At 71.3% G+C, this 25260-nt stretch carries 18 protein-coding genes and 1 pseudogene; 13 read left to right on the top strand and 6 right to left on the bottom strand.

All coding sequences use genetic code 11. The annotated features are described in order from the left end of the window. The first annotated feature begins 4 nt into the window (after window positions 1-4). The 8 genes and pseudogenes from AB5J56_RS42935 (at window position 5) to AB5J56_RS42900 (ending at window position 11148) form a co-directional block, all read left to right on the top strand. A complete protein-coding gene (locus AB5J56_RS42935; protein WP_369241585.1) occupies window positions 5-565 on the top strand; it encodes a GNAT family N-acetyltransferase in 561 nt (186 codons plus the stop codon). 251 nt (window positions 566-816) lie between these two features. Continuing rightward, complete coding sequence (locus AB5J56_RS42930; RefSeq protein WP_369241583.1) at window positions 817-2037, top strand: acyltransferase family protein; 1221 nt, start codon at window positions 817-819, stop codon at window positions 2035-2037. A gap of 320 nt (window positions 2038-2357) precedes the next feature. After that, window positions 2358-3212 carry an ABC transporter permease gene (locus tag AB5J56_RS42925; RefSeq protein WP_369241581.1) on the top strand — a complete coding sequence of 285 codons (855 nt, stop codon included), beginning with the start codon at window positions 2358-2360 and terminating at the stop codon, window positions 3210-3212. Further along, complete coding sequence (locus AB5J56_RS42920; RefSeq protein WP_369241579.1) at window positions 3209-4096, top strand: carbohydrate ABC transporter permease; 888 nt, start codon at window positions 3209-3211, stop codon at window positions 4094-4096. The genes AB5J56_RS42925 and AB5J56_RS42920 overlap by 4 nt, the downstream gene beginning before the upstream one ends. 77 nt (window positions 4097-4173) lie before the next feature. Next, on the top strand, window positions 4174-5823 hold the full coding sequence (locus tag AB5J56_RS42915) for an extracellular solute-binding protein (RefSeq protein ID WP_369241577.1): 1650 nt from the start codon (window positions 4174-4176) through the stop codon (window positions 5821-5823). 37 nt (window positions 5824-5860) lie between these two features. Beyond that, window positions 5861-6925, top strand: a pseudogene (locus AB5J56_RS42910) (LacI family DNA-binding transcriptional regulator); the annotation flags it as partial. A 22-nt stretch (window positions 6926-6947) separates the two neighbouring features. Then, window positions 6948-8876 (top strand): DUF2264 domain-containing protein, encoded by a 1929-nt coding sequence (locus AB5J56_RS42905; RefSeq protein ID WP_369241575.1) that lies wholly within the window; start codon window positions 6948-6950, stop codon window positions 8874-8876. A gap of 229 nt (window positions 8877-9105) precedes the next feature. Next, the gene (locus AB5J56_RS42900) at window positions 9106-11148 is read left to right on the top strand and encodes a hypothetical protein (protein WP_369241573.1); all 2043 of its coding nucleotides are present in this window, start codon (window positions 9106-9108) and stop codon (window positions 11146-11148) included. A gap of 202 nt (window positions 11149-11350) precedes the next feature. On the opposite strand, the gene AB5J56_RS42895 is transcribed toward AB5J56_RS42900, so the two are convergent. Then, entirely contained in the window at window positions 11351-13636 is a 2286-nt protein-coding gene (locus AB5J56_RS42895) for a LuxR C-terminal-related transcriptional regulator (RefSeq protein ID WP_369241571.1), read from the bottom strand. 191 nt (window positions 13637-13827) lie between these two features. Next, window positions 13828-14439, bottom strand: a complete 612-nt coding sequence (locus tag AB5J56_RS42890; RefSeq protein WP_369241569.1) for a hypothetical protein — start codon at window positions 14437-14439, stop codon at window positions 13828-13830. A gap of 280 nt (window positions 14440-14719) precedes the next feature. On the opposite strand from AB5J56_RS42890, the gene AB5J56_RS42885 reads away from it, so the two are divergent. The 5 genes from AB5J56_RS42885 (at window position 14720) to AB5J56_RS42865 (ending at window position 19777) form a co-directional block, all read left to right on the top strand. Beyond that, window positions 14720-15685, top strand: coding sequence for a helix-turn-helix domain-containing protein (locus tag AB5J56_RS42885; RefSeq protein WP_369241567.1), 966 nt, complete (start codon window positions 14720-14722; stop codon window positions 15683-15685). Then, window positions 15664-16665, top strand: a complete 1002-nt coding sequence (locus AB5J56_RS42880; RefSeq protein WP_369241565.1) for a helix-turn-helix domain-containing protein — start codon at window positions 15664-15666, stop codon at window positions 16663-16665. Before AB5J56_RS42885 ends, AB5J56_RS42880 begins: the two co-directional genes overlap by 22 nt. A gap of 302 nt (window positions 16666-16967) precedes the next feature. Beyond that, window positions 16968-18683, top strand: coding sequence for a SpoIIE family protein phosphatase (locus AB5J56_RS42875; protein WP_369241563.1), 1716 nt, complete (start codon window positions 16968-16970; stop codon window positions 18681-18683). Between the two features lie 35 nt (window positions 18684-18718). Then, window positions 18719-19207 carry a hypothetical protein gene (locus tag AB5J56_RS42870; RefSeq protein ID WP_369241561.1) on the top strand — a complete coding sequence of 163 codons (489 nt, stop codon included), beginning with the start codon at window positions 18719-18721 and terminating at the stop codon, window positions 19205-19207. Between the two features lie 135 nt (window positions 19208-19342). Then, window positions 19343-19777 (top strand): hypothetical protein, encoded by a 435-nt coding sequence (locus AB5J56_RS42865; protein ID WP_369241559.1) that lies wholly within the window; start codon window positions 19343-19345, stop codon window positions 19775-19777. A 114-nt stretch (window positions 19778-19891) separates the two neighbouring features. On the opposite strand, the gene AB5J56_RS42860 is transcribed toward AB5J56_RS42865, so the two are convergent. The 4 genes from AB5J56_RS42860 to AB5J56_RS42845 all read right to left on the bottom strand — a co-directional run bounded on the left by AB5J56_RS42860 (window position 19892) and on the right by AB5J56_RS42845 (window position 25123). Then, window positions 19892-21259 (bottom strand): FAD-dependent oxidoreductase, encoded by a 1368-nt coding sequence (locus tag AB5J56_RS42860; protein WP_369241557.1) that lies wholly within the window; start codon window positions 21257-21259, stop codon window positions 19892-19894. A gap of 197 nt (window positions 21260-21456) precedes the next feature. After that, window positions 21457-22476 carry a TolB family protein gene (locus AB5J56_RS42855; RefSeq protein WP_369241555.1) on the bottom strand — a complete coding sequence of 340 codons (1020 nt, stop codon included), beginning with the start codon at window positions 22474-22476 and terminating at the stop codon, window positions 21457-21459. Then, window positions 22473-23777, bottom strand: a complete 1305-nt coding sequence (locus AB5J56_RS42850; RefSeq protein WP_369241553.1) for an MFS transporter — start codon at window positions 23775-23777, stop codon at window positions 22473-22475. Before AB5J56_RS42850 ends, AB5J56_RS42855 begins: the two co-directional genes overlap by 4 nt. Then, a complete protein-coding gene (locus AB5J56_RS42845; protein WP_369241551.1) occupies window positions 23777-25123 on the bottom strand; it encodes a discoidin domain-containing protein in 1347 nt (448 codons plus the stop codon). The genes AB5J56_RS42850 and AB5J56_RS42845 overlap by 1 nt, the downstream gene beginning before the upstream one ends. Window positions 25124-25260 lie beyond the last annotated feature (137 nt).

Raw genomic sequence — 25260 nt, 5'->3', positions numbered from 1 at the left:
AGTCATGGAAAGCCGAGCGACGTTCACCCTCCCTGCCGCACTACAGCTCGAAGGATTCGGCATACGACTGCGGGAGTGGTCCGACGACGACGTGGCGGACCTGGCCGCGTTGTACGACGATCCCGAGATCGACCGGTGGACGCCGGTACCCTCACCGTTCGACGTCGAGGCCGCTCGGGTGTATCTCGCCGCGGCCCGCAGGAAGCGCACCGAAGGCCTGTCCGTGCAACTCGTCATCACCACGGATGGTCTCCGACCGCTGGGCGAGGTTCTGCTCTTCCGCAGCGCCGCCGACGAACGGGACGTCGAACTCGCCTACGGCGTCGGGGCCCCGTACCGAGGGCGCGGCCTGGCCTCCAACGCGGTGCGGCTCGTCGCCGAGTACGCCGCACGGCACATCGGGGCGCGGCGCACCGTGCTGTGCATCGAGGAGGGGAACGCGGCGAGCGAGGCGGTGGCCAGGGCGACCGGGTTCGTCCTGACGGGCGACGAGCCCGTCCTTCGTACGGCGAAGGGGCGGGAGGTGGTCCTGCGGACCTGGCGCTGGGGCCGGTCGGAATCCTGACCGGGTGACCGCGCCGCGGCCCGACGTGTGCGCTGCGGATCGTCCGCTCCGGGCCTCGCGGAAAGCGCGGCCCGCGTGGCCCCGTCGCCTGGTCATTGTCTCCGTATGCGTCGAAGAGTCGGCATAAACGGCGGATGTTCGGTGCGGATCTGAATATCTGCGACAGACGGTACGTGACAGTGGGTATGGAACCCCCACTCTCCGTACCTCCGTCGCCGAGGCGGCTGCCCTCCGCGCCGCCACGATTACCCGTGTCCGGCGCGCCGGCCGAAAAGCCGTCCGGTCATGCGCGGTTGGGCTGGCTGGATGCCCTGCGCGGCATCGCGGCCCTCGTCGTGGTCTTCGACCACTCGTCGTACGCCTTCTTGGCGGAGTCCCGGCAGGCGCTGATGCCTCAGTTCAATACCAGCCGGTACGCCATCATGGTGTTCTTCCTCGTGAGCGGTTACATCATCCCCGCGTCGCTCGAACGCCGGGGCTGCGTCCGGACTTTCTGGATCGGACGGGTGTTCCGCATCTATCCGCTGTGGGCGGCTGCCGTCACGGCGGTCCTTGCCCTCCATTGGGCGGGCATCGCGGTGATCCGCGACGACTTCGGCGGGGAGAGCGCCGCCACGGTGGTCGTCGCGCATGTCACTTTGTTCCAGGAGCTGTTGGGAACGCCGAACCTCCTTCTCATCCTGTGGACGCTCTCCTATGAGATGGCCTTCTACCTGCTGGTCGTCGCTCTCTTCACGGTCCGCCGGCACCAGCGCTCGTCAGCGGTGGCCGTCACCCTGGCCGCGCTCGCCGCCGTGAGCGCGGCGACAGGGGGCGTGCTGCCGGCCTCCGCCCTCTCCGGCGCGGTCGGCACCGGTCCGCTGGTCGTGGTCGTCTCGATCACCATGGTGGTGGCCATCTGCTGTGCGAGCGCCGGGTCGTCGGCGCTTAGGGTGTTCGGGGGTGTACTCGGCGGACTGCTGGCGTTCGTCCTGGTCCTTCTCAACGGCACGGTCTCCGCGTGGGAAGGCCTGGTGATCCTCGCCGTGATGTTCCTCGGCACCGCCGTCCACCGCGCCGAGACCGGTCGGAGCACCTGGTGGTCCGCTGCGTGCACAGCCGCCGTGGTGCTCGCCTGCGCCGTGGGCAGTGCGTGCCGGCAGGGCGACGGGACCGATTTCACCCGACGCGGCTGGATCGTGGCGTTCCTGCTGGCCGTGCTCACCTTCGGTGCCGGACTGGCGTTGCGCCACCGGCGGATACCGCGCTGGGTGACCGGGCTGGGAACCATCAGCTACTCGGTCTACCTGGTGCATCCGGTGCTGCTGGCGGTGACCGACCGCCTGTTCGGCCGGTGGCGACACGATCAGCCTCTGCTCGAAGTGGCCTTCTTCGCCGCGCTGTTGCCGCTGTGCGTGCTGACCCACCAGTTCATCGAAGCGCCGAGCCAGGCATGGGGCCGGAAGCTGGCCCGCCGCACGGATCCGCCGTGACGGGCGCCCGGTCGAGCAGGACGTCCGTTACCGCTCAACCGGGTTGACACCACATCAGATCGGACGAGGACGGAGACCGCACCTGCGCACCCCGGAGGTCGGCGACTGACCGCGGATCTGTGCCAGAGGTGTTGACCCGACTCTGGAAACGTTTTAACTTCCCTTCCACTCCCTACCGCAGCCGAGGAGGCTCCGTGGCAGCGCTGCTGCGCGAGCGCCCTGGAAAATCGACGGTCAGCCACTCTTCCCGTCACCCGACAGGCGCTCCAAAGAAGCGAAAAGGTTTTCACAGACGCCGGAGCCGGGCACTGTTCCTGCTGATGGTTCCCGGGCTCGCGTACTTCCTGGTGTTCCACTACGGAGCGCTCGCCGGCAACGTCATCGCCTTCAAGGACTACGTGCCCTTCGACGGCATCTGGGGCAGCCCCTGGGTCGGCCTCGACAACTTCCAACGGATGTTCCAGGACAGCGAGTTCTGGGACGCGGTGCTCAACACCCTCTGGATCGCGCTTCTCCAGATCGTCTTCTACTTCCCCGTCCCGCTCGCGCTCGCCCTGCTGCTGCACAGCCTCACCTGGAGCTCGGTGCGCCGCTTCGTGCAGTCGGTGGCGTATCTCCCGCACTTCATCTCGTGGGTGATCGTGGTGGCCCTGTTCCAACAGGTCCTGGGCGACACGGGGATGGTGAACAGCTATCTCGGCGACGCGGGGCTGCACACCGTCGACATCATCGGCAACCCGGACGCCTTCAAGCCGCTCGTTGTCGCGCAGGTGGTCTGGAAGGATGCCGGCTGGGGCACGATCATCTTCCTCGCCGCACTCTCCCAGGTCGACGAGCAGCAGTACGAGGCCGCGGCGATCGACGGGGCGGGACCCTGGCGGCGCTTCTGGCACGTCACCCTCCCGGCCATCCGCCCGGTGGTCGTGCTGCTGCTGATCATGCGGCTCGGCGACATCCTGTCCGCCGGCTTCGAGCAGATGCTGCTCCAGCGCGACGCGGTCGGCCCACAGGCCGCCGAGATCATCGACACCTTCGTCTACTACCAGGGCATCGTCGGCGGCGACTACGGATTCGCCGCGGCCGCGGGCCTGTTCAAGGGCGTGATCGGCGCCCTGCTCGTCTATGCGGCCAACAAGGTCGCCCACCGTCTGGGCGAACAGGGGGTCTACAAGTGAGCGCCCATGTCCGGCCCGGCTGGATGGAGAGGCCGAAGCCCGCCACCCAGGCCGCCAAGGCGGTGGCCCTCGTCACGGTCGTCCTGCTGGTCTGCGTGCCGTTCCTGGTGATTCTGTCGACCTCGCTCGCCTCGCAGCGCGAAGTGGTGGCGAACGGCGGCTGGGTGCTGTGGCCCAAGGACCCGACCCTGAAGGCGTACCGGGACATCCTCGACGGCGGCATCGTCACCCACGCCCTCGGCGTCAGCGCCGGTGTCACGATCGTCGGCACGCTGCTCAGCCTCGTCTGCACCGTGACGCTCGCCTATGCCCTGTCCCGCCCCGGGGTCTTCGGCGGCAAACCGGTGCTCCTGCTGGTGCTGTTCACCTTCCTCTTCCCGCCGGGCATGATCCCGAGCTTCCTGGTGGTCAAGGAACTCGGGATGCTCGACAGCTACGCCTCGCTGGTCCTGCCGGTACTGGTCAACGTCTTCAACCTCGTCGTCCTGCGCGGCTTCTTCCAGGGCATACCCGAGGAGTTGTACGAGGCCGCACGGCTGGACGGCGCCGGGGACTGGCGTGTGCTGTGGACCATCGTGATCCCGCTGTCGAAGGCGGCACTCGCGGTCGTCGGTCTGTTCTACGCGGTGGCGTACTGGAACTCCTGGTTCTACGCCTCGCTCTACCTGGAGAGCGACCACTGGCCGCTCCAACAGGTGCTGCGCACCTACGTGGTGGCCGGCTCCGGGCTCACCGACACCACCACCGGCGAAGCAACGGTCAACGCACCGCAGACCATCCAGATGGCCGTCCTCGTGATCGCCACCGGGCCGATCCTGCTGGTCTACCCCTTCCTTCAGAAGTACTTCACCAAGGGCGTGCTCACCGGCGCCGTCAAGAGCTGACGCCACGTCAGAGACCTGACACCACCTCGAGAACCTGACCTTCCCCCAAGAGCCGTATCCAGAAAGGTCGTTCGTCCATGCCCAGCATGTCCCGACGCACCCTGCTGCGTTCCGCGGCGGCCGGCGGCGCCGCAGTCTCCGTGCCCGGTCTGCTGACCGCCTGCTCCACCGGCTCCGACGACAGCGACGTCTCCAACGCGGGCAAGAAGCTGGCCCCTTGGCCCGCCTACGCGGCTGCCGCCGGACCGAAGCCGGACCTCGCCCCCACCGACGCGGGCGTCCAGCCCGGTTACACCTCCTACCCCGCCGACCTGACCACCTCGGTCGCCCGCACCCCGGGAGACGGTTCCACGGTCAAGGTCATGGCCGTCACCTTCGGCGTACCCCCGAAGGGAAGGGCGCAGAACCAGTACTGGCGGGCCGTCGAGAAGGCCCTGGGCGTCACGATCGAGTTCACCGTCATCTCGCAGGCCGACTACCAGAAGAAGATGGCCACGGTGATGGCCGGTGACGCCGACGACCTGCCCGACATCATCAACGTCTTCTCGGGCTTCGTCCTGCCCCGCGAGGCGCAGTTCGTGCAGAAGCGGGCCGAGGACCTGACCCCGTTCCTGTCCGGCGCGTCCGTCAAGGACTACCCCAACCTGGCGGGCATCCCCACCCACGCCTGGCGCGACATGGGCCGCATCGGCGGCAAGATCTACGGCATCCCGCTCGAACGGCCGTTGCCCGGCTCCACGCTGTGGGTCAACCAGGGCATGTTCACCGGCGCGGGCATGAAGGAGGGCTGGACCTCGGCGGACTTCGCCGCCGTCGCCAAGAAGGCCACGCACGGGAAGACATACGCGCTGGGCGCCGCGACCGGCTCGCTGTTCGGCAACGCCGTGCACTCGGCGGCCCACAACGCGCCGCAGGGCTGGTCGGTCGACGCCAAGGGCGTCTTCCACTCCGGCTTCGCGGACGAACGCTTCAAGGCGTCCGTCGTCTACCAGGCGCAGCTGCGCAAGAACGGCTCCTACCACCCCGACGCCACCTCGCTGTCGTCGGCCGACCTGAGCACGCTGTTCCTCAACGGGACGGCCGGTTCCATGCAGAACGGCTTCGGCGCGTACCAGGCGCTGTACCCCGACTCCGAGGGTCTGCTGACGCCGGCGCCCGCGCTGCCGTACAGCGTGGACGGGACGGCCGGCGGTGTCGTCGCCGCCCGCCGCTCCTTCGGCTACACCGTGCTGAAGAAGGCGAAGAAGGAGCGCGTCCAACTCCTGCTGCGCATCCTCGACTACCTGGCCGCCCCGTTCGGCACGAAGGAGTGGGAACTCACGCACTACGGCCTGGAGGGCCCGCACTTCACCCGGGGCAAGGACGGCGCACCGGAGCCCACCAAGCTCGGCGAGGTCGAGAACGTCACCAACCTGCCCTTCAAGTACCTGGCCGAGGGACCCCAGGTGCTCTTCGTTCCGGAGCGGCCCGAGGCGGTCCGCGCCCTGCACGCCTGGCAGCAGAAGGTGGTTCCGGTCGCCGTCCGCAACGCCTCCTACGGGCTGCAGTCCCGCACCAACACCGCCCAGGGCACCACCCTCAAGGCCCTGATGGAGGACACGATCACCGCCGTGATCGCCGGACGCAGCCCGCTGTCCGAGTACGACGCCGCCGTCAAGAAATGGCGTTCGCGCGGCGGCGACAGAATGGCCCAGGAATACGCCAAGGAGTACGCCGCCAACGCGTGAGGCGGCACCGGCGGACAGATCACGGCGAACAGGAACGGGGAACGACATGGCGACAAAGGGGCGGGTCACGATCCGCGAGGTGGCGGAGCGGGCCGGCGTGTCCGTGGCCACGGTCTCGCGCGTGCTCAGCGGCAACTACCCGGTGCCGCCCGCCACTCGCACCAGGGTGCTGCGCGCGGCCCAGGCGCTTGACTACGTCGCCAACGCCCACGCCCGCGCCCTGGTCGGCGGCGGCCGCAAGATGGTCGCCGTCGTCCTGCGCCAGGTCACCAGCCCCTTCTACGCACAGGTCGCCGAGGGCATCGAGGCGGAGGCGGCCGAACGTGGCTGGCTGTGCCTGCTCGGCGCCACCGGCGGGGACCCGCAACGGGAGCTGGAGTTCGTCCAGTTGATGCGCGAGGAGGGCGCCCGCCTGGTGATCCTCGTGGGCGGTGTCGTAGAGGACGACGCCTATCGCGAGCGGGTCGCGCACTACGCGCAGGCCCTCGACTCAGCCGGGGCGCGCCTGGTGCTGTGCGGGCGGCCGGCGCCGGATGCCGACATCCCCGCGCTGGTCGTGGAGTTCGACAACGAGGCCGGGGCCCACGCCATCACCGGCCACCTGCTGTCGGCAGGCCACCGCAGGATCGTCTTCCTCGGCGGCCTGCCCGGCAACACCACCCTGGACGCACGCGTCGCCGGCTACCGCGCAGCCCTCGCCGAGCACGGCCTGCCGCCCGAGGCCGGACACGTCGTGGACTGCGGCCTCGGCCGCAGCGCCGGACACCGGGCGATGACCGAACTGCTCAAAGACGACCGGGAGTTCACCGCTGTCGTCGCCGGTGACGACATGGTCGCGGCCGGGGCCATCCGCGCCATCGGCGAGGCCGGTCTCCGCGTCCCGGACGACATCTCCGTCGTCGGCTACAACGACATCCCCCTCGCGGAGGACTTCAACCCGCCGCTCACCACGGTCCGCACCCCGTCGACAGAACTGGGCCGGGCCGCCGTACGCCTCGCCCTGCGCGACCCCGAACAGGCCGCGGGCGCCCACCACTTGCTCGGCACCCACATCGTCGTACGCGACAGCGTCGCCGCGCCCCCGCCGGGGCGCGGCCTGTGACAGACGGAGGACTCACCCCCGCATGACCGCGCCGCACCTCTCGGCCGACGCCGGCCACCTGCCGCCCTCCGACCCCGTGCTCTCCCCTCTCACCGGCTGGACCCGCCTGCACTGGGAGACGACGGCCGACCGCCTCCTGGACGGTCTTGTGCCGTACGCCTCACCGGAGTTGGCCCAGTACCGGCTGCCCGGCCCGGCCAGCCACTCCGGCGCCAGGTCGGACGGGCTGGAGGGCTACGCCCGCTCCTTCCTGCTCGCCGCCTTCCGCATCGCGGGATCCGCCGGACAGGTCGGTCCCGCACTGATCGAGCGGTACGCGGCCGGGCTCGCCGCCGGCACCGATCCGTACGGCGCCGCGTGCTGGCCGCCCATCCGCGACCGGGCCCAGCCGATGGTCGAGGCCGCGTCCGTCGCGATCGCCCTGCACGAGACGCGCCCGTGGATCTGGGACCGGCTCGACGACGGCGTACGACAGCGGGTCGTCGCCTGGCTGGGCAAGTTCGTCGGCGCACGGGTCAACGACTCCAACTGGCGGCTCTTCCAGGTCATCACGGAGGAGTTCCTCGCCTCCGTCGGCGCCCCGCACAGCCGCGCGGAGATCGACGCGGGGCTCGCGCGCCTGGAGGACTGGTACCGGGGCGGCGGCTGGTACACCGACGGGGACGGGCGGAAGTTCGACTACTACAACGCCTGGGCTCTGCACCTGTATCCGGTGCTGTGGGCGCGCATCGCGGGACCGCGCGCCGATCCGGCCCTGGTGGACCGCCACCGCGAGCGGCTGCGTGAATTCCTCGGCGTCCACCAGTACTTCTTCGGCTCCGACGGGGCGCCCGTGCACCAGGGACGGTCCCTCACCTACCGCTTCGCCACCGCCGCACCGCTGTGGGCCGGCGTGCTCGCCGACGCCACTCCCCTGCCGCCCGGCCGCACCCGCCGGCTGGCCTCCGGCGCGCTGAAGCACTTCGCCGAGCGTGGAGTCCCCGACGAACAGGGCCTGTTGAGCCTCGGCTGGTACCGGCCCTTTCGCCCGGTCACCCAGCGCTACTCGGGCCCCGCCTCCCCGTACTGGGCGAGCAAGGCGTTCCTCGGACTGCTGCTGCCCGCCGATCACCCGGTGTGGACGGCCCCCGAGGAAGCGGGCCCCGTCGACACGGCGGACCGCCAGGTCGCTCTGCCCGCTCCGGGGTGGCTGCTGCACTCCACGGCCGCCGACGGGATCGTACGACTGGTCAATCACGGCAGCGACCGGCTGCCGCCGGACCCGGCCGAGTCCGAGGACAACGCGCACTACACACGCTTCGCCTACTCCAGCGCCACCGCCCCGCAGACGCCGCCCGGCGCGGAACCATCGGGCCCCGACAACCACCTCGCACTGCTGGACTCCTCGGGCGCCTCCCGTCGCGGGCGCATCCATCCGCTGTACGCCGAGGGCCGTCAGGCGGCGTCGTGGCACGCGCCCCTCGGGCCGGAGGGCGAAGCGCCTTCGCGCATCACCACGACCAGCGTGGTGCACGGCCCCTGGGAGGTGCGCGTGCACCGCGTCGAGGCGCCGGCCGGCACCACCGTGCGCGAGGGCGGCTGGGCGGTGGCCTGCGACACCGCCCCGCCCGCCACGGACACGGGTCCCGCCTGGGCTCTGGTCCGCCGCCAGGACGGCCTGACCTCGGCGCTGGTGGGTCTGCTCGGCTGGCAGGACGCGGATGCTCCGTGCCACGGCAGCATCGTGCACACCCGCGGCCACAACGCCTACGGCCACTACTCCGCCACACCTCTGCTCACCTCGCCGCACCCCGGCGGCACCCTGCTGCTCGCGACCCTCGTGGTCCTCACCGCCGATCCGTCACTCCACGGCGATCCCCGCGCTCTGCGCACGGGTACGCACGCCGCGGTCACCGCCCAGGGTTCTGTTGAGCTCCGCTTTCCCGACGGGACCCGCATACGTACGCCCTGAGACCCCCTGCGTAGGCGCCCAGGGTCAGGCCATGACGGGCGTTAACGCACACGGGTTCGATCGTTCGTCGGGGGGTGTGATCCGGCGTGTACCGGCGCTACCCGGCGTGCGCCAGTTGCGTTGGGGTTGCCGTGCGCCGATGCAGTGACGGTTCTGCACCCGGGTCCGCCGACACCCGGGCGGCGCCGCCCATTGATCGCGCTCGAAAACGGTACGGGGAGTTACGAAAGTGTGGACAAGTGTCGGCGGGCCCGAGGGCCTGTCCGCGTCCAGTGGTGGGGAGCCCGGCGGCCTGATCGGTCGGGAGCGGGAGTCGGCCGTCCTGCGGGGGTTGTTGGCCGGGCACCGTCTGGTGACGGTGGCCGGGACGGCCGGGGTGGGAAAGAGCAGGCTGGCTGCGGGGGTCACGGCGGCCATGACGGACGGACCGTGGCAGGAAGTCGTCGAGGTGCGCTGGCAGGGCAGCGGCCCGGGCGGGCCCGGCGCGCTCACCGCCCGGGTCGTCCAGGCCCTGACCGGGGTGCTGCCGTGTCCGGACGACGCGGTGGACATCGCCCGCGTGGTCCGCGACCTGCCCTCGGCACAGGCCCTGCTGTTCCTGGACGACGTCGATCCCGTCCACCGCGAGTGCCTGAGCATGGTGCAGCACCTGCTGATGGCGCATCCGGACCTGCGCGTGCTGGTCACGTCCCGCCGCGCCCTGGGCCTGGGCGACGAACACGTCCTGCGACTGGCGCCGCTCAGTGCCGAAACGCCGGGCGGAGAAAGCGGTCACGGTCCGGCGGTGGAGCTGTTCCTGGCGCGGGCGCGCGCCGCGGCGGAGGACGCCGGCCTTGAGCACGCGGACCTGGGGGACCCCGACCGTGAGCGCCCGGGCCTGCGGGCGGCACCGAAGGACGTCGGCCTCCCGGACGCGGACCTGCGCGCGGCGACGTCGATCTGCCGGCGACTGGACGGTGTTCCGCTCGCCATCGAGCTGGCCGCGGAGCAGACGGTACGTCATTCGGTGCGCGAGCTCGCAGAGTTGCTGGAGCGCCATCAGAACTGGCTCAACAGCCCGCACCCCACCCTGCGGCGGCACCGGTCGCTGCGCGAGGCGATCGGCGCCAGCTATGTGCTGTGCGAGCGGGCGCAGCGCATCGTGTGGGCGCGCGCCAGCACCTTCGGGGGCTCCTTCACCGAGTCGACGGCGGTGTTCCTGTGCGCCGGTGGCGGTGTCGAGCCGCACCACGTGCCCGCCTGTCTGGCGCAACTCACTGCCGTGGGCGTGCTGGAAGCCGTCGGCGACCCTGGCGGCCCGCGCCTGCCTCGGTACCGGATGACCCGTACGGCACGGGAGTTCGGGGCCGCGCGCCTGCGGGAGGCGGGCGAGTTCCCGGTGGCCGCGGAACGGCGGGTGGTCCACTGCCGACGAGTGGCCGCGGTCGCCGAGAACCTGTGGGGCACCGGTGACCAGTCAGGGGCCGTACGGCTGGTCCTGGACGAGCAGCACGACCTCGGGGCCATGATCCGGTACGCGCTGACCCAGCCGGAGCACGCGGAAGCCGCCCTGGAGACCGTGGTCGACCTGTGGTTCTGGTGGGCGGTGTACGACCGGGTCGAGGAAGGCCGCGACCACGTCCTCCAGTTGCTGCCGCTGTGCGAGCCGGACGCACCCGTGGCGGTGCGCGGCCTGTGGCTCGCGGCATGGCTGTCGGCGTGCACCGATCCGCAGGCCGCCCGGGCGCTGCTGGGCCGGGCCTGGCCTGCCGCCGTCCGGGCCGGCGACGACGCCGTCATCGGCCGCGTCGCCCATGTCCAGGGCATGCTGGAGCTGCACCGGCATGACTTCAGGGCCGCCGCCGAGCACTTCCAGGAAGCCGCGGACACCATCCCTCCGTACGCCCCGGGCGGCCCGTCACCGGCGGTCAGCCTGGCCGCCCTGGCCGTCGTCCAGGCCGGCTTCTCCCCCGGCGCGGCCCGGCGCAGTGCCCGGCGCGCCCTGACGCACCCGGGCGTCCGCGAGGACGAGTGGGCCGGTGTGCTCGCCCGCTACGCGCGGGCCTTCGTCGATCACCGGCGCGGCCACAGCGGCCGCGCCTGGCACCGGGCCCGCCGCACCCTGACCGCCCTCGACGCCGGACTGCCCGCTCCGCACGGCTCCGCCGCCCTGCGGCTGCTGCTCGCCGACATCGAGGCCGGGGCCCCGGGCCGACTGCGCCTGCCGTCCCTGCCGCCGCCGCGTACGGAGTTGCCCGTACCCGCCCCCGCGGCAGGGCGGGCGACACGGTGACCTGGGATTCGTAGCGCCACCGCCCCGGGCTTCTTGACGCCGAGCAACGACGGAAAGCGTCAAGCCGGGGCGCCTGGCGCGCGTACCCGTACCTTCGGCCGCGCACGCCAACCGCTCTCCCGCGTACTGCATACGTAGCAGGCGCCGTCCCTCGGGTCGGCATACCTACCCCCGGCGCGGCTGCCCTCCGACGTCGGCGATGTCACGACTCCAGGGCGGGCCTGATCTGCGCACGCGAGGTGACGCCGAGCTTGCTCAGGATGTGCTCGACATGGGTGTCCGCGGTCCGTTTGGAGATCACGAGGCGCTCGGCGACCTCCCGGTTGGACAACCCGTCCGCCACCAGGGCGGCGACTTCCCGCTCCCGCGGGGTCAGTACGTCCGGCGCCCCGTCCGCGGTGCGTGCCCCGGGCACGCACCGCGCCGACTGCGGCACTTCCGCTCCGGCGCGCACCGCCTCCAGGATCTCGGTTCCCGACATGTGCGCCCCGACGGTGTGCCAGCGGTCGAACTCCGCGTTCCCCAGCGCCGCCCGCACCGTCTGCTGCACGCTCTCCTGTTCCTCCAGCAGCGAGGGCAGCATGGCCACCGGATCCCCGCTCAGTCGCCGTGCGCTTTCCGCGTACCCCAGCAACCAGGCCGCCTGGGTGTGCCGTTCCCGGCGTGCGGCATGCCAGGCAAGCCCCAGGCAGCACAGCGCGGCGACCAGTACGTCACCGATCTCGCTCACCGCCTCCAGGGCCTGCCGCAGCGGCGCCGCGCTCTCCTCGTGCCGGCCGGCGAGCCAGAGGATCAGGCCCTGCACCATCAGCGTGGAGGCATACAACTGACGCTCGCCCGTGTCCTGGAGGAAGGTGAGACCCGCCACGCACCGATCCAGCGCGCCGTCAGCGTTCCCGAGGACGGCCAGCAGCAGCGCGCCCTCGTAGTGGATGATGGCCATGCCCAGCGCGTCGCGCGCCGCGACGATGCGCTGGAGCCCCTCCTCGACCTCGGCCAGCCCCTCGTCGATCTCCCCGCACAGCGCCCGCATCGCCCCCAGGTAGGGGTCCGCGAACAGCACCACCCGCTCCTCGCCGCTGCGCAGGGCGACCTCCCGTGCCTCGTGGAACCGCACCGGCGCCAGCGCGAGATCGCCGGTCCACACCGCGAACACCCCGGTCATCAACAGCCCCCAGGCCCGCTCCGCACAGTCCTCGGGCACCAGGTCCAGCCCCTTGTCGATCCAGTAGCGCCCCTCCGAGAGCATCCCGGCCGCCCGCCAGTACGGCGCCAGCTGCGCGGCCAGCCACAGCCCCTGTGCCGCCCGGCCCTCGGTGGCGTACGCGTAGCGCAGTGCGGCACGCAGGTCGGCGATCTCGGATCGCACCGAGCCGTGCAGGCCGACCTGGGCGGGGCTGATCAGCTCGTCCCACAACCGCTGTGCCAGCTGCCGGTGGTGCGCGAAGTGCCGCTCGCGCACGGCTGCCGCGCCGCCTTCCTCGTCCAGCCGCTCGGCGCCGAACTCACGGATGGTGTCCAGCAGCCGGTAGCGCGTCCCGTCCTCGCCCGCGCGGTGCACCACCGACTTGTCGACCAGCCCGAACACAGTGGTGGGTACGTCCTTGCCGGCGAGGATGCCGTCTGCGCAGATCCGCTCGGCGGCCCCGAGCTCGAACGAGCCTGCGAACACGGAGAGTCGGGCCCACAGCAGCCGCTCGGCCGGCGTGCACAGTTCGTGCGACCAGCCGATCGCGGTACGCAGCGTCTGGTGACGGTCCGGCGTGCCGCGCCGCCCGCCCGTGAGCACGTCGAAGCGGCCGCCGAGCCGGGCCACCAGCTCTGCCAGCGGGGCGACGCGCAGGCGCACCGCCGCCAGCTCCACCGCGAGGGGGATGCCGTCCAACCGCTCCACCAACGCCCGGACCTGGGCGTGGTTGGTCTCGGTCACCTGCCAGCCGGGCACCGCGCACGCGGCCCGCTGGGCGAACAGTTCCAGCGCGTCGTCCGCCCCCAGCGGCGAGATCGGCACGGTGAACTCCCCTGCCGCATCCAGCGGTTGCCGGCTGGTGGCGAGCACACACACCTGCGCCGCCTCGCGCAGCAGCACGTCACACAGCACCGCGCACGCGTCGACCAGGTGCTCACAGGTGTCGAGCACGATCAGCAGCCGGCGTTCCCGCAGGTGCGCGACGACCGCGTCCATTGGATCCATGCCGGACTGCTCGGGCACCTCCAGTGCTGCCGCGAGCATCGCCGGGACCAGCTCGGGATCCGACAGCGCCGACAGCTCGACGAGCCACACCCCGTCGGAGAATCGTTCCCGCAGGCCGCCCGCCGCACGCAGTGCCGTCCGGCTCTTGCCGACGCCTCCCGGCCCCACCAGGGTGACCAGTCGCGCCTCGTCGAACGCCCGCTGTATCCGGGCGATCTCCTCGTCCCGCCCGACAAAGCTGGTCCGTTCGACGGGGAGCTGTCCGCCCCGCTGCCGCCCGAAGCCAAAACTCATGGTGCCCCCGTGACCGTCTTCCACCGCTCGCCCGCCGAGCGGCCGTCACAGCGTAATGAAGCCATTACAGGGCGCTGAGAGCCCGAAACGGCCGTCCTGCGGAAAACGCGCAGGCAGACGCGCCTGCCTCGAATGGAGATCGAAAGGACATCCCCAGGGTGGTTCGATCACGCCGCAGCGGCCAGGCCGGATCAATAGAGGAAGCGGTGCAGCGGAGCGGACTCGGTCAGCAGCATGGTGACCCGGTGGGCGAGGCGTTGCCAGGCCTCTTCCTGCGCGTAAGTCAGCCTCACGTCCTCGCCGTCGGCCTCTTCCAGTACCGCGAAGAGCGTGGTGGCGTCGGCGTCGGGAGCCAGGTCCACCATCGAGAGGACCCGCGCCAAGGCGCCGACCAGGCCGACCGTGCTCTCCTCGGCGGACAGGACACCTCCGTGGAGCGCGGCGAAAACGCCTGACGGATCGGGCTGGTCCGGCGGGGCCACCAGGCTCGCGGACAGCTCACGCAACAGCGCGTACAACAAGTCCGTTTCCGCGGTGGGCAGCGTGACGATGCGCAGGCCCTCGTGTTCCCAGCGCCCGTTCGGCGTCCACACCCGCGGCCCCCGCGCCACCGCGTCGGCCAGCGTGTCCCGGATGCGCCGGAAGGCCGCGAGTCCGTCTTCGAACAACCGGCGATCATCCGCTATTCGGGGGGATCCCGCCAACGGCGCCAGCAAATGCTTCTCCACCCGGTCGCACTGAGCGGTGAGATCCGGGTCCACGACAACGAGACGAACCGACGTTCGCTGTTCCTGCTGCTCCATGTCCAACACTCTGCCATTCGCCTCGGACAACGGCGGCGGCACTCCTGCAGCAGCCGCTCGCCGCGTACGCCTCGACGTACCCCGGTCCGACGCGCGGGCCCGTCACCCGGCCGCGGACCAGTCAACCGACGCGGAGACCAGTCAACCGACTGAAGCGTTTGCCCGCTTCCGACGGCAGGCTGGGGGCATGCCTTCGATCATTGGGTCCTCCTCCGGGGGCGGCGGCACCGGCTCTGCCGTCACTGCGAAGCAACGGGGCCGGGTACTGTCCACCGATTCTGTGCCGCTCCGAGAGAGCCTGGCCTATTGGCACGACGCGGTCCTCGAGACGCTCGTCGGCATGTACATCTCCACCGAGGACCGCACCTACAACGCGAAGATGCGCACCGACCAGCTCGGTGACCTGCAGATCACCACGGTCGACTGCGATCCGGGAGTGGTCTACAGGGCGCCGCGCCTCATCGCCCGCGGCGACGGTGAGCAGGTGTTCGTCGTGCTGCAGAGCACCGGTGTCGCCCAGATCGAGCAGGACGGCCGCGCCACCGAACTGCGTGCGGGGGACGTCGCCTTCTTCGAGACCATGCGGCCCTCCCGCACGCGCTTTCCGCAGCGCTTCCAGATGAAGATATTCGCCGTGCCACGATGCCTGCTCGGCCAACGGGAGGCGGACCTGCAACAGATCACGGCGAAGGCCCTGCGCCCCAGCGAGGGACTGACGGCGGTGCTCTCGCCGTTCATGGCACAACTGGCCGACAGCTGCGACTCCTACTCCGCCGCGATCACCGACCGGCTCGGCAGCAGCACGGTGAGCCTGCTGGCCGCGGTCGCCCAGGAACAGCTCGGCAAGGGCTCGGCGGATCTGCCCGGCGCCGACCAGGTTCTCCTGCTGCGTGTCCAGACGTTCATCCGCTGGCATCTGAGCGATCCGGACCTGACACCCCCGGTCATCGCCCGCGCACATCAGATCTCCGTGCGCTATCTGCACCGACTGTTCGAGAACGAGGGCACCACGGTCTGCCGCCTCATCCGGGAACTCCGATTCGAGGAGTGCCGCAGGGAGTTGGCGAGCCCGGGCCCGGCGAGCGCGGGTGTGGGAACGGTCGCCCGCCGCTGGGGATTCACCAGCGCGACCCACTTCAGCCGGGTGTTCCGGGGCCGGTACGGGATACCTCCGACGGAGTGGTTGCGCCGCGAACGTGGCCAAGGCTCCCACGAGGAGGATCGATGCCCCGTCGACAGCCGCTGAGTCCACCGCTTCACCTGGCCCTCTCGACGGAGACGGCTGCGCCTGCGGACCGGGTGTCCTCCTGGCAGCACGCCCTGTCCGGGGCCTTCGTCAGCCAGGACGTCCTGGTCCAGGACCCCGACGCATGGCGGGCGTCGATGTGGGCCGACCGGATCGGTTCGTTGCAGATCGCCATGGAGGAGTCCGATCCGGTCAAGGTCGTGCGTACGCCCGAGCAGATCGCCTCGGACAGCAAGGCGCACCTCTTCGCCCGCCTCCAACTGCACGGCACGGCGGCGCTGTTCCAGGACGGCCGCTCGACGCAGCTCGGCCCGGGGCTTCTCGCCTTCTACGATGCGAGCAGCCCGTTCAAACTCGTCATGCCCGAGCGCTACCGCGCCTGTGTTCTGATGATGCCCCGCAGGCTGCTGCGACTGGACGACACGCAGATACGTCGCCTCACCGCGACGGCCGTCGACGATGCCCCCGGCGGGCCTGCCGCACTGCTCCTGCCGCTCCTGTCCGGCCTGGTGTCGCAGATCCGCACAACGCCGCCGGTCCTGCGCGAGAAGCTCGCCCGCACCGTCACGGACCTCCTCGCCACCTTGGCAGCGGGTCAGTCGGGTCCCCAGGGGCCCGCTCCGGGAGCGGCAGGGCCGACACTGCTCGACCAGGTGAAGGCGTCCGTCGAACGCCGTCTCGGTGAGCCGGAACTGTCGCCCCGGCTGCTCGCCGACGAGCACGGCATCTCCGTGCGTTACCTGCACAAACTCTTCCAGGAGCAGGGCACCACCGTGGGCCGCTGGATACGACAGCGCCGGCTCGAAGCCTGCAAGACCGAACTCGCCCGGCGTGACGGGGCAGACCGAGTGATCGGCACCGTGGCCGCACGCTGGGGGTTCTCCAGCCCCGCCCACTTCAGCCACGTCTTTCGCAGCGCCTACGGGATGTCGCCGGGCGAGTGGCGCGCCTCCGCCGCCGCGACCGCCCAGGACGGCTGAGCGGCCCGGGTCGCGCTCGACCCAGCGGACGGCTTCGCCCAGGCCAGAACCACGGCACACCGACAGGCCAACGCCGGTCACCCGATCGGCCTGCTCACCTTGCTCCGGTGAGGGTGTCGGGAAAGCCTGTAGCCCGAACGGGGGTGCGCTTCGCTGCCGCCGGGGCCAGGTCGGCCGCCGGCGGGCGCGACGGCTCGACGCGCTCGACCCGGACTTCCCGACCGTCACACCGTGACGCCGTATCCGCGGGGCGCACGTCGCAGGGGCCGGAGTGCACGAGCACGTCGAGGAGGCTGACCGGGGTGTTCGACGAACCCACGTCGCCGCGCGTCGCCATGCTGCTGCGACGGATCCTCGATGACACCGAAGCCGCGGTCGGCGTCCTCGACATCGAGCTGCGCTACCGGTACGTCAACCCCACGCTCGCCCGTATGAACGGCGTCCCGGCCGGCGACCACATCGGTCGCACCATCGCCGAGATCGTCCCCGACATCGACGCGGGCGAGGACGTGATGCGCCGGGTCCTCAAGGACGGCCGCCCCCGCGAGATCGTCTCCAGTGGGCACACCCGCGCCGAATCGCCGTTGGAGCGCCGCTACTGGCACGGCGCCTACCACCGGCTGGAGGCTCCGGACGGCGCCGTACTCGGTGTCGTAGGAATCCTTCTGGAGATCTCGGCGGCGCGGGAGCAGCAGCGCGCGCTGGAGCAGGCCCGCGAGCGGCTCGCCCTGCTGGACGCGGCCGCCACCCGGATCGGGACCACACTCGACATGGACACCACCTGCGGCGAGCTGGCCGACTTCCTGGTGTCGCGGATCGCCGACGTGGCGACGGTGGAGGTGTTCCCGCAGACGGGATCCACCCGCAGGCCCGGCGGCGGGGTGCTGCGGCTGCGCCGGGCGGCGATGGCCTCCGTACCGGAACTGCGCGAGGCCGTACGGCGGTTCGGCCCGCCGGGGTCGTACGTCGACTACCAGCCGGGGTCGACGATCCCGCGCTGTCTGGAGACGCGACTGCCGGTCATCGAGAACCTGCTCGCGGACGAGGAACTGGGCCGCTCCGCCCCGCACCCCGACCGGGTCGCCGCCTACCGGAAGCTGGGCATCCACTCGGCGCTGGTCGTCCCGCTGACGGCCCGCGACCACGACGTCGGCACCGTCACCCTGATCCGGGCCGGCAACTCGCCCGCGTTCGGCGAGGAGGACTCGGTGGTCGCCCTGGACCTGGCGGGCCGTGCCGCGATCAGCCTGGACAACGCGCGCCGCTACACCGCCGAGCACAACGCGGTCGTCGAGCTGCAGCGGGCGATGCTCGCCGAGCCGGGCCGACCGCACCCCGACGTGGACATCGCCCACCGGTACCGGCCCGCCGGGCGGCGCGTGCTGGTCGGCGGCGACTGGTTCGAGATCGTCGCGCTGCCGGGCGGCCGGACCCTGATGGCGGTCGGGGACGTGATGGGCCACGGTCTGGAGGCGGCTGTGGAGATGAGCCGCTACCAGGCGATGCTGCGGGTGGCGGCGAGCGAGCACCTGCCGCCGGACCGGATCCTGGAACGGATGGACGTGCTGCTGGGCCAGGTCGGCGTACAGCGCCCGGCGACCTGCGTGATCGCCATCGCCGACCCCGCCGACGGAACCTGTCTGTACGCCAGCGCCGGCCACCTCCCGCCCGCCGTCGTCGCTCCCGACGGCGCGGTCGTCCTGGTCCCGGTGCCCCCGGGCCCACCCCTCGGCATGGGCTTCGGCGGCTACGAGACCATGGCCGCCCCCTGCCGCGCGGGCCACACCCTGCTGCTCTACACAGACGGTCTGGTCGAGCGCCGCAGCGAGGACATCGACGCCTCGCTCTCCCGCCTCACCGGGCTCCGGCTCACCGGCCGGGAATCGACCGAGCAACTCCTCGACCGGCTCCTCGACGACGTCGCCCCATCCGACGCGGAGGACGACTTCGCCGTCCTGGCCGCCCGCGTCACCCGGATGTCCCCGCCGGACGAGCACCCGCGCCGCGACGCCCGTTGACTGGGGCGAAGTCGAGTTCGATTGCGGGAGGCGCGATGCCGGGCACGTGGGTGCGGGGACTGGCGGGTGCGGTGGTGGCCGCGGTCGTCGCCGCGGGCGCGGCGGGGTGTTCGGACGACAACACCAGCCCGTCGGACGTCGTGTCGAAGGCCGCGTCGGCGGTCTCCTCGGCCGCCTCCCGGGCGTCCGACGCGCTCGCGTCGGCGTCGGACGCCGCCCAGCGGAAACTCGACGAGGTAAAGAACGGCCTGGACGCCAAGGACCAGGTGAAACTGGGCGATCCGTCCACCGACTCCGACGGCCGCACCACGGTCGACGTCTCCGCCGAGAACACCGCCGACTCCACGAAGTCCTTCGCGGTGAAGGTCGACTTCCGTGACACGGACGACAAGCTGCTGGACACGGTAGTGGTGACGCTCTCCGACGTGGCGGCCGGCAAGACCGGCCGGGCCACCGCGCGCAGCACCCACAACCTGTCGAACGACAACGTCACGGCGAAGGTCGGCACGGCGCTCCGCTACTGAGAACGCTTCGGTGCGGTGCTGCGGCCGGACACTCCACGCGTCACCCGAACGGCCCACACCCGCTCGCCGCCCGCCCCCGGCGGACCCACGCTCGAAGTCGTCGCCCATGAGGGGCCACAGGGACGGAGTACGACCATGACGAACGCGACCCAAACCCCCGGACGACCCGCGCAGCACGGAGGCGGCGGCAGTGCCTGGGCGTCCGGCGGCACGATGTTCGCGGGCGTGCTGATGATGGTGTACGGCATCCTCGGCGTCCTGAACGGGATCGCCGCGATCGCCAAGGACGACGTGTACACCCACATCGGCGACTACGTCTTCGAGTTCAGCCTCACCACCTGGGGCTGGATCCATCTGGTCCTCGGCGTGCTCGTGGCCGTGACGGGCTGGGGCATCCTCAAGGACGCGGCCTGGGCGCGCGGCGTGGGCGTCGGCCTGGCCGCGCTCGCCGTGGTCGCCAACTTCATGTGGCTGCCGTACCAGCCCCTCTGGGCGCTCGTGTCGATCGCGATCGCCATCTTCGTGATCTGGGCGCTGTGCACCGACCGCGGCCGCACGTCCACGGTCTGAATCCCAGGCGCGTCTGGTCCTGCGCCCCAGCCCGTGAGAGCAGGGCGAAACGGGCCCGGCCCGGGGACGACGTACGTCCCCGGGCCGGGCCCGCCACGTTGAGGAGCGGGAGGCTTACGCCTCGCTCGCCTTGAGCATGTCCTCGCGTTCGACGATCTTCACGCGCTCGCGGCCCTGCGGCTCGCCCAGCGCCTTCTCCGCGGCGTCGAGCCGGTACCAGCCCTCCCACGTCGTGTAGCGCACGTTCCGCTCGGCCAGGAAGGCGTCCACCGACTCCGGGGCGGGCGAGGTCGGCTCCTGCAGACGGCCGTTCGCGTGGTCGTCCAGCAGGCTGGCGACCGTCTCGTTGGCGTCACCCTTGGTGTGGCCGATCAGGCCCACCGGACCGCGCCGGATCCAGCCGGTGACGTACGTCGACTGCAGGTGCTCGCCGGAGTCCTCGATCACCCGGCCGCCCTTGTCCGGCACTGTGCCCGACTCGACGTCCCAGGGCAGCTTGGCCAGCGAGTCGGAGAGGTAGCCGACGGCGCGGTAGATCCCGGTGACGTCCCAGTCCTTGAACTCGCCGGTGCCCTTGACGTTGCCGGTGCCGTCGAGGGCCGTGCGCTCGGTGCGCAGGCCGACGACCTTGCCGTCCTCGCCGAGGATTTCGGTCGGCGACTCGAAGAAGTGCAGGAACAGCTTGTGCGGCCGCTCGCCGACGTCGCGGATCGCCCAGTTCTCCACCGTCTTGGCGACCATGTCGGCCTGCTTGTTGCCGCGCCGGGTGGCGATCGAGCCCTCGTCGTAGTCGATGTCCTCGGGGTCGACGATGACCTCGATGGTGGGCGAGTGGTCCAGCTCGCGCAGTTCCATCGGGCTGAACTTCGCCTGCGCCGGGCCCCGGCGGCCGAAGACGTGGATCTCGCGGGCCTTGTTGGCCTGCAGACCCTCGTGAACGTTCGGCGGGATCTCGGTGGGCAGCAGTTCGTCCGCCGTCTTGGCCAGGATGCGCGCCACGTCCAGCGCGACGTTGCCGACGCCGAGGACGGCGACCTTCTCGTCCTCCAGCGGCCAGGTTCGCGGAACGTCGGGGTGGCCGTCGTACCAGGACACGAAGTCGGCGGCGCCGTAGGAGCCGTCCAGGCCGATGCCGGGTATGTCGAGGGCCCGGTCGGCGGTGGCGCCGGTCGAGAAGATCACCGCGTCGTAGAAGGCGCGCAGGTCGTCCAGGTTGATGTCGCCCGGGTAGTCGACGTTGCCGAAGAGGCGGATCTGCGGCTTGTCGAGCACCTGGTGGAGGGCCGTGATGATGCCCTTGATACGCGGGTGGTCGGGGGCGACGCCGTAACGGATCAGACCGAAGGGTGCCGGCATGCGCTCGAAGAGGTCGATGGAGACGCCGGGCTCGGTGGCGGCCATCGGTGACTTGAGCAGCGCGTCGGCGGCGTAGATCCCAGCGGGTCCGGCACCGACGATGGCTACCCGCAGGGGGCGGGGCATGATCAGGTTCCCTTCGAGCGGTGATGACTGACTCGTCAGCAACCGTAGACTAAGGCAAGCCTTAGTTAGCACCCGGGTCCGATCTATGCCCTCATAAGGCCACCTTATGGGGTGGCAAACCCTGCCTAGGGGCAGAAGTATCACAGCCGAGCCCCGGGAGAACGACCCGGCTCCACCTCCGACAGGCGCCCCACCCCTCACCCCACCGCCACCGGCGACGACCCGCCCGCCACGGCCTTGTGGGGCGCGCCGGTGCCGTCCGCGGGGACGGTCCAGATGTCGCTCGTACGGCCGCCGCCGGCACCCGGCAGCGCGTAGGCGATGGTGCCGTCGTCCAGCCAGGCCGCCTGATCGTCGACGCCCCGGGTCTCGGCGAGCGGCCACTCCCGCATGGTCCGCAGGTCGAGGACGTACAGCCGCCAGGGCGCGGCCGGGTCGCCGGAGAGCTTCTTCTTGAAGGCGATCCGGGTGTTGTCGGGCGACAGGGAGGGACACTCGGCGTTTTGCCTCAGCGCCGTCGCCGACCAGTTCTTCATGTCGCCCTCCACGAGGTAGGTGCGGCCCTTGGTGGAGACCGTCGCGTAGAAGCGGTTGTCGTCGCGGGCGAAGGTCACCCCCCAGTAGTTGACGTCGGGGGCGTGGTGGCGGGCGCCGTCGATGGTGAGGGGGATCTCCTCGATGGACTTGATCAGGTAGCCGGTGCGCAGGTCGAGGACGGCGGTCCGGGTGGAGAAGGCGGTGGTGGCGTACGAGTCGCCGGTGGCGAACACCGTCCAGGCCAGCATCCGTCCGGAGGCGGAGACGCGGGCCCGGGTCGGGATGCCGGGCACGGTGATCCGGCGCACCTCGCGAAGCCGCCGGTCGAGCACGATCGCGTACGTCTTCGGCAGCACCCCGGGCTTCGCGCGCAGGCAGAGGGCGGTGCCGCCGGCCGCGTGGAACCGGTCGCAGACGGGGCCGCCGGTGGTGCGGTCGCCGCGGGTTCCGGCGAGCGGCTGGTGCGCGACGCGTCCGGTGGCCGTGTCCCGGAAGTACAGCGCGGGACCGTCGAGGGTGAACGAGGCGTCGGCTGCGCCCCGTTGGCCGTCCGACCGGGCTTCTGAATGCAGCACGTACCCCACGGATCCGGCCGCGAGGAGCAGCACCGCGGCCACCAGGACGGCGATACGGGCCCGGGGGCCGAGCGGGTTCGGGGGTCCGGGGAACCTGGCCGTCATGCGGTCCGCCTCTCGGGGTTCTGGTCTCCCGGTGGCTCTGCGGAGCCCGGGGCGTCGGACGCGGTGCGCGGCAGCAGTGCCCAGCCGCCCGCGAGAGCGGCGAGCAGGACCGACGTCGCCGCCCACAGCGCGGGGCGCGGTCCCCACACCGTCCATGCGGCGCCGAAGCCCGCCGCGGCGAGCATCCGCGACAGCGCCTGGCCGGTCTGGAGCAGAGCGAGTCCGCCCGCGCTGCCGTCCGGGGGCAGCACGGACCCGGCGAGGGCCATCAGCACCCCGTCGGTGGTGGCATAGAAGACGCCGAGCAGCGCGAGGACCGGCACGAGGAGGAGCAGGGGCGGGCCGTCGGCCGGGGCGAGGAGCACCGTGTACACGGCGAGCAGTGCGAGATGTCCGTACAGGAAGGGCAGCCGTCGCCCCGCCCGGTCCGCGATCCGGCCCGCCGGGACGGCGAGCACCAGGTAGCACGCGGCCGCGCCGAGCGGCAGCAGCGGGAACCAGCCGACGGGGAGGTTCAGTCGGCGTTGGAGCAGGAGGTAGACGAACGCGTCGCCGATGGTGGCGGCGCCGAGCAGTGCGGCGGCTGCGACTATCCGTCGGAAGGCGGGATCTCGTAGTGCGCCAAACGCCTTGCCTGTACGGGGTGTTGAGACCGGCGTCGACGGTGCCGGCCGGTGCCCGGGGACGTACAGGACGAGGAGCAGTACCCCGAGCAGGCCGACGCAGAAGCTGACGACGAACACCGCGTCGTAGGCGTCGGCGGTGGCGCCGAGCAGGGCGAACGCGGCGAGCGGGCCCAGCAGCGCGCCGGTGGTGTCCATGGCCCGGTGCACGCCGAAGGAGCGGCCGAGTGCGTCGGGCGGGCTGCTCAGGGTGATCAGGGCGTCGCGTGGCGCCGTACGGATGCCCTTGCCGATCCGGTCGGTGGCGAGGGCCGCCGCGATGCCGGTGGCGGCGCCGCCCGCGAGCAGCAGGCCGAGGCGGGAGCAGGCGGAGAGGGCGTAGCCGATGCCGGCGACCCGTTTGTGCCGGTGGCCGCGGTCGGCGGCGTGCCCGGCGAGCAGTCGTACGACGGCGGAGCCGCCGTTGAACAGGCCGTCCAGGAAGCCGAATTGGAGGGGTGAGAGACCCAGTCCGAGGACGAGGTAGAGCGGCAGCACCGCGGTGACCATCTCGGAGGAGATGTCGGTGACGAGGCTGACCGTGCCGAGTGCCAGTACGGTGCCGGGGACGCGTCGGCCCGCCCCGCCGGTGGAGGGCGGGGCCGACGTGTCCCGGCGGCCTGTGGTCGCCAAATACATCAGTGGCAGGCGTACTTCGGGCTGGTGTCCTTGATCTGGTCGTCCGTTCCCACGTAGGTCCAGCCATAGCCGGAGTCGGTGAAGTCCAGTTTCAGGACGCCGTATTGACCGCTGATCCGCTTCTGGCTGTTGGGCTGGACGTTCTCGATGGGGTACGGCTCGGCGCCGCCCATGCCGCCGACGATCTCCACGATGCCGTCGGCCGTGGCCCGCCCGTCGGGATCCTGCGGGGCGAACCGCTCGTAGTGGTGGTCGTGCCCGTTGAGCACGAGGTCGGTTCGGGCCGCGTAGAGGATCTTCCAAACCGGCTTGCTGACCGGGTCGTTGCCGTGTCCGCCCGAGGAGTAGAGCGGGTGGTGCCAGTAGGCGGCGATGCACGCCTTGCTGTTGTGGGCGAGGTCGGCCTTGAGCCAGTCGATCTGGGCGCTCTGGTCGAAGGAGTTGGAGTCGAGGGCGATGAAGTGCCAACTGCCTTCGTCGAAGCTGTAGTAGCTCTTGCCCTGGGGGTAGGCGATCGCCCCGAAGTACGACTTGTAGCCGACCAGGGAGCCTGCCGGGTCGTATGTCTCGTGGTTGCCCGGGACTGGGTGGGTCCTGTCCTTGAAGACGCCCCAGGTCTTGTCGTAGTAGGCGCGGTAGTCGGCGATCCGGGCGTCGTCGTACTGGTTGTCGCCCATCGTCAGATAGAACTTCGGGTTGATCCGCTGGGCCAGCGCTGCGGTCTTCGGGTGGGCGCAGCCGCTGTCGGAGGCGGTGCACTGGGCAGCGATGTCACCGGCGGCGACCACGGTGAAGGCGCCGGTCGGCGGGGGCCCGCCGTCGAACGTGCCGTACACCTCGACCTCGTACAGCGAGTAGCCGTACGACGTGCCGCGCGCCGTGCCGTACACGCGCAGGTAGCGGCCCTGGCCGGAGAGAGCGGTCCAGTCGTCGGTGCCGCCGTTCCCGGCCGTCTCACTCGCGAGGCGGGTCCAGGTGGCGCCGTCGGCGGAGACCTCGATGCGGTACGCCTTGGCGTACGCGGCCTCCCAACGCAGCGCCACCCGCGTGACATCGGCGGTGGCACCGAGGTCGACGGAGATCCACTGCGGGTCCTTGCCCTCGGCGCTCGCCCAGCGGGTGGCCGGGGCGCCGTCGACGGCATTCTGCGGGCCGAGTGCGGAGCTCTCGACGGAGGACGCCGTGGCGGGCCTGCCGTTCGAGATGAGGGGGTCGGCGGCGGCGCCGGCCCGGTCGGGGTAGGTGAGCAACAGGCCGCCGACGAGGAGGAGTACGGCGGCGATGACCACGCCTACCGTACGGGCCCGCGTGGGCGTGGGGGGCGGAGCTGAGGCGTTCAGGTGCATCCCTGGACTCCCTGGCCTTGGGGGTGGCGAGAGCTGGACACCGGTGCGTGACGGCGGACCCCCGGCCGGTGTGCGGGCAGGGGGTAGCGTCACGGCGGCCGGGTCAGAGCTCTCGCTGAGCGCGTCATGCCTCACCG

The sequence above is a fragment of the Streptomyces sp. R21 genome (assembly GCF_041051975.1).
In the GTDB taxonomy this organism is placed as follows: domain Bacteria; phylum Actinomycetota; class Actinomycetes; order Streptomycetales; family Streptomycetaceae; genus Streptomyces.
Note: the sequence above shows the minus strand (reverse complement) of the source record. Positions and strands in the feature narration are given on the sequence as shown.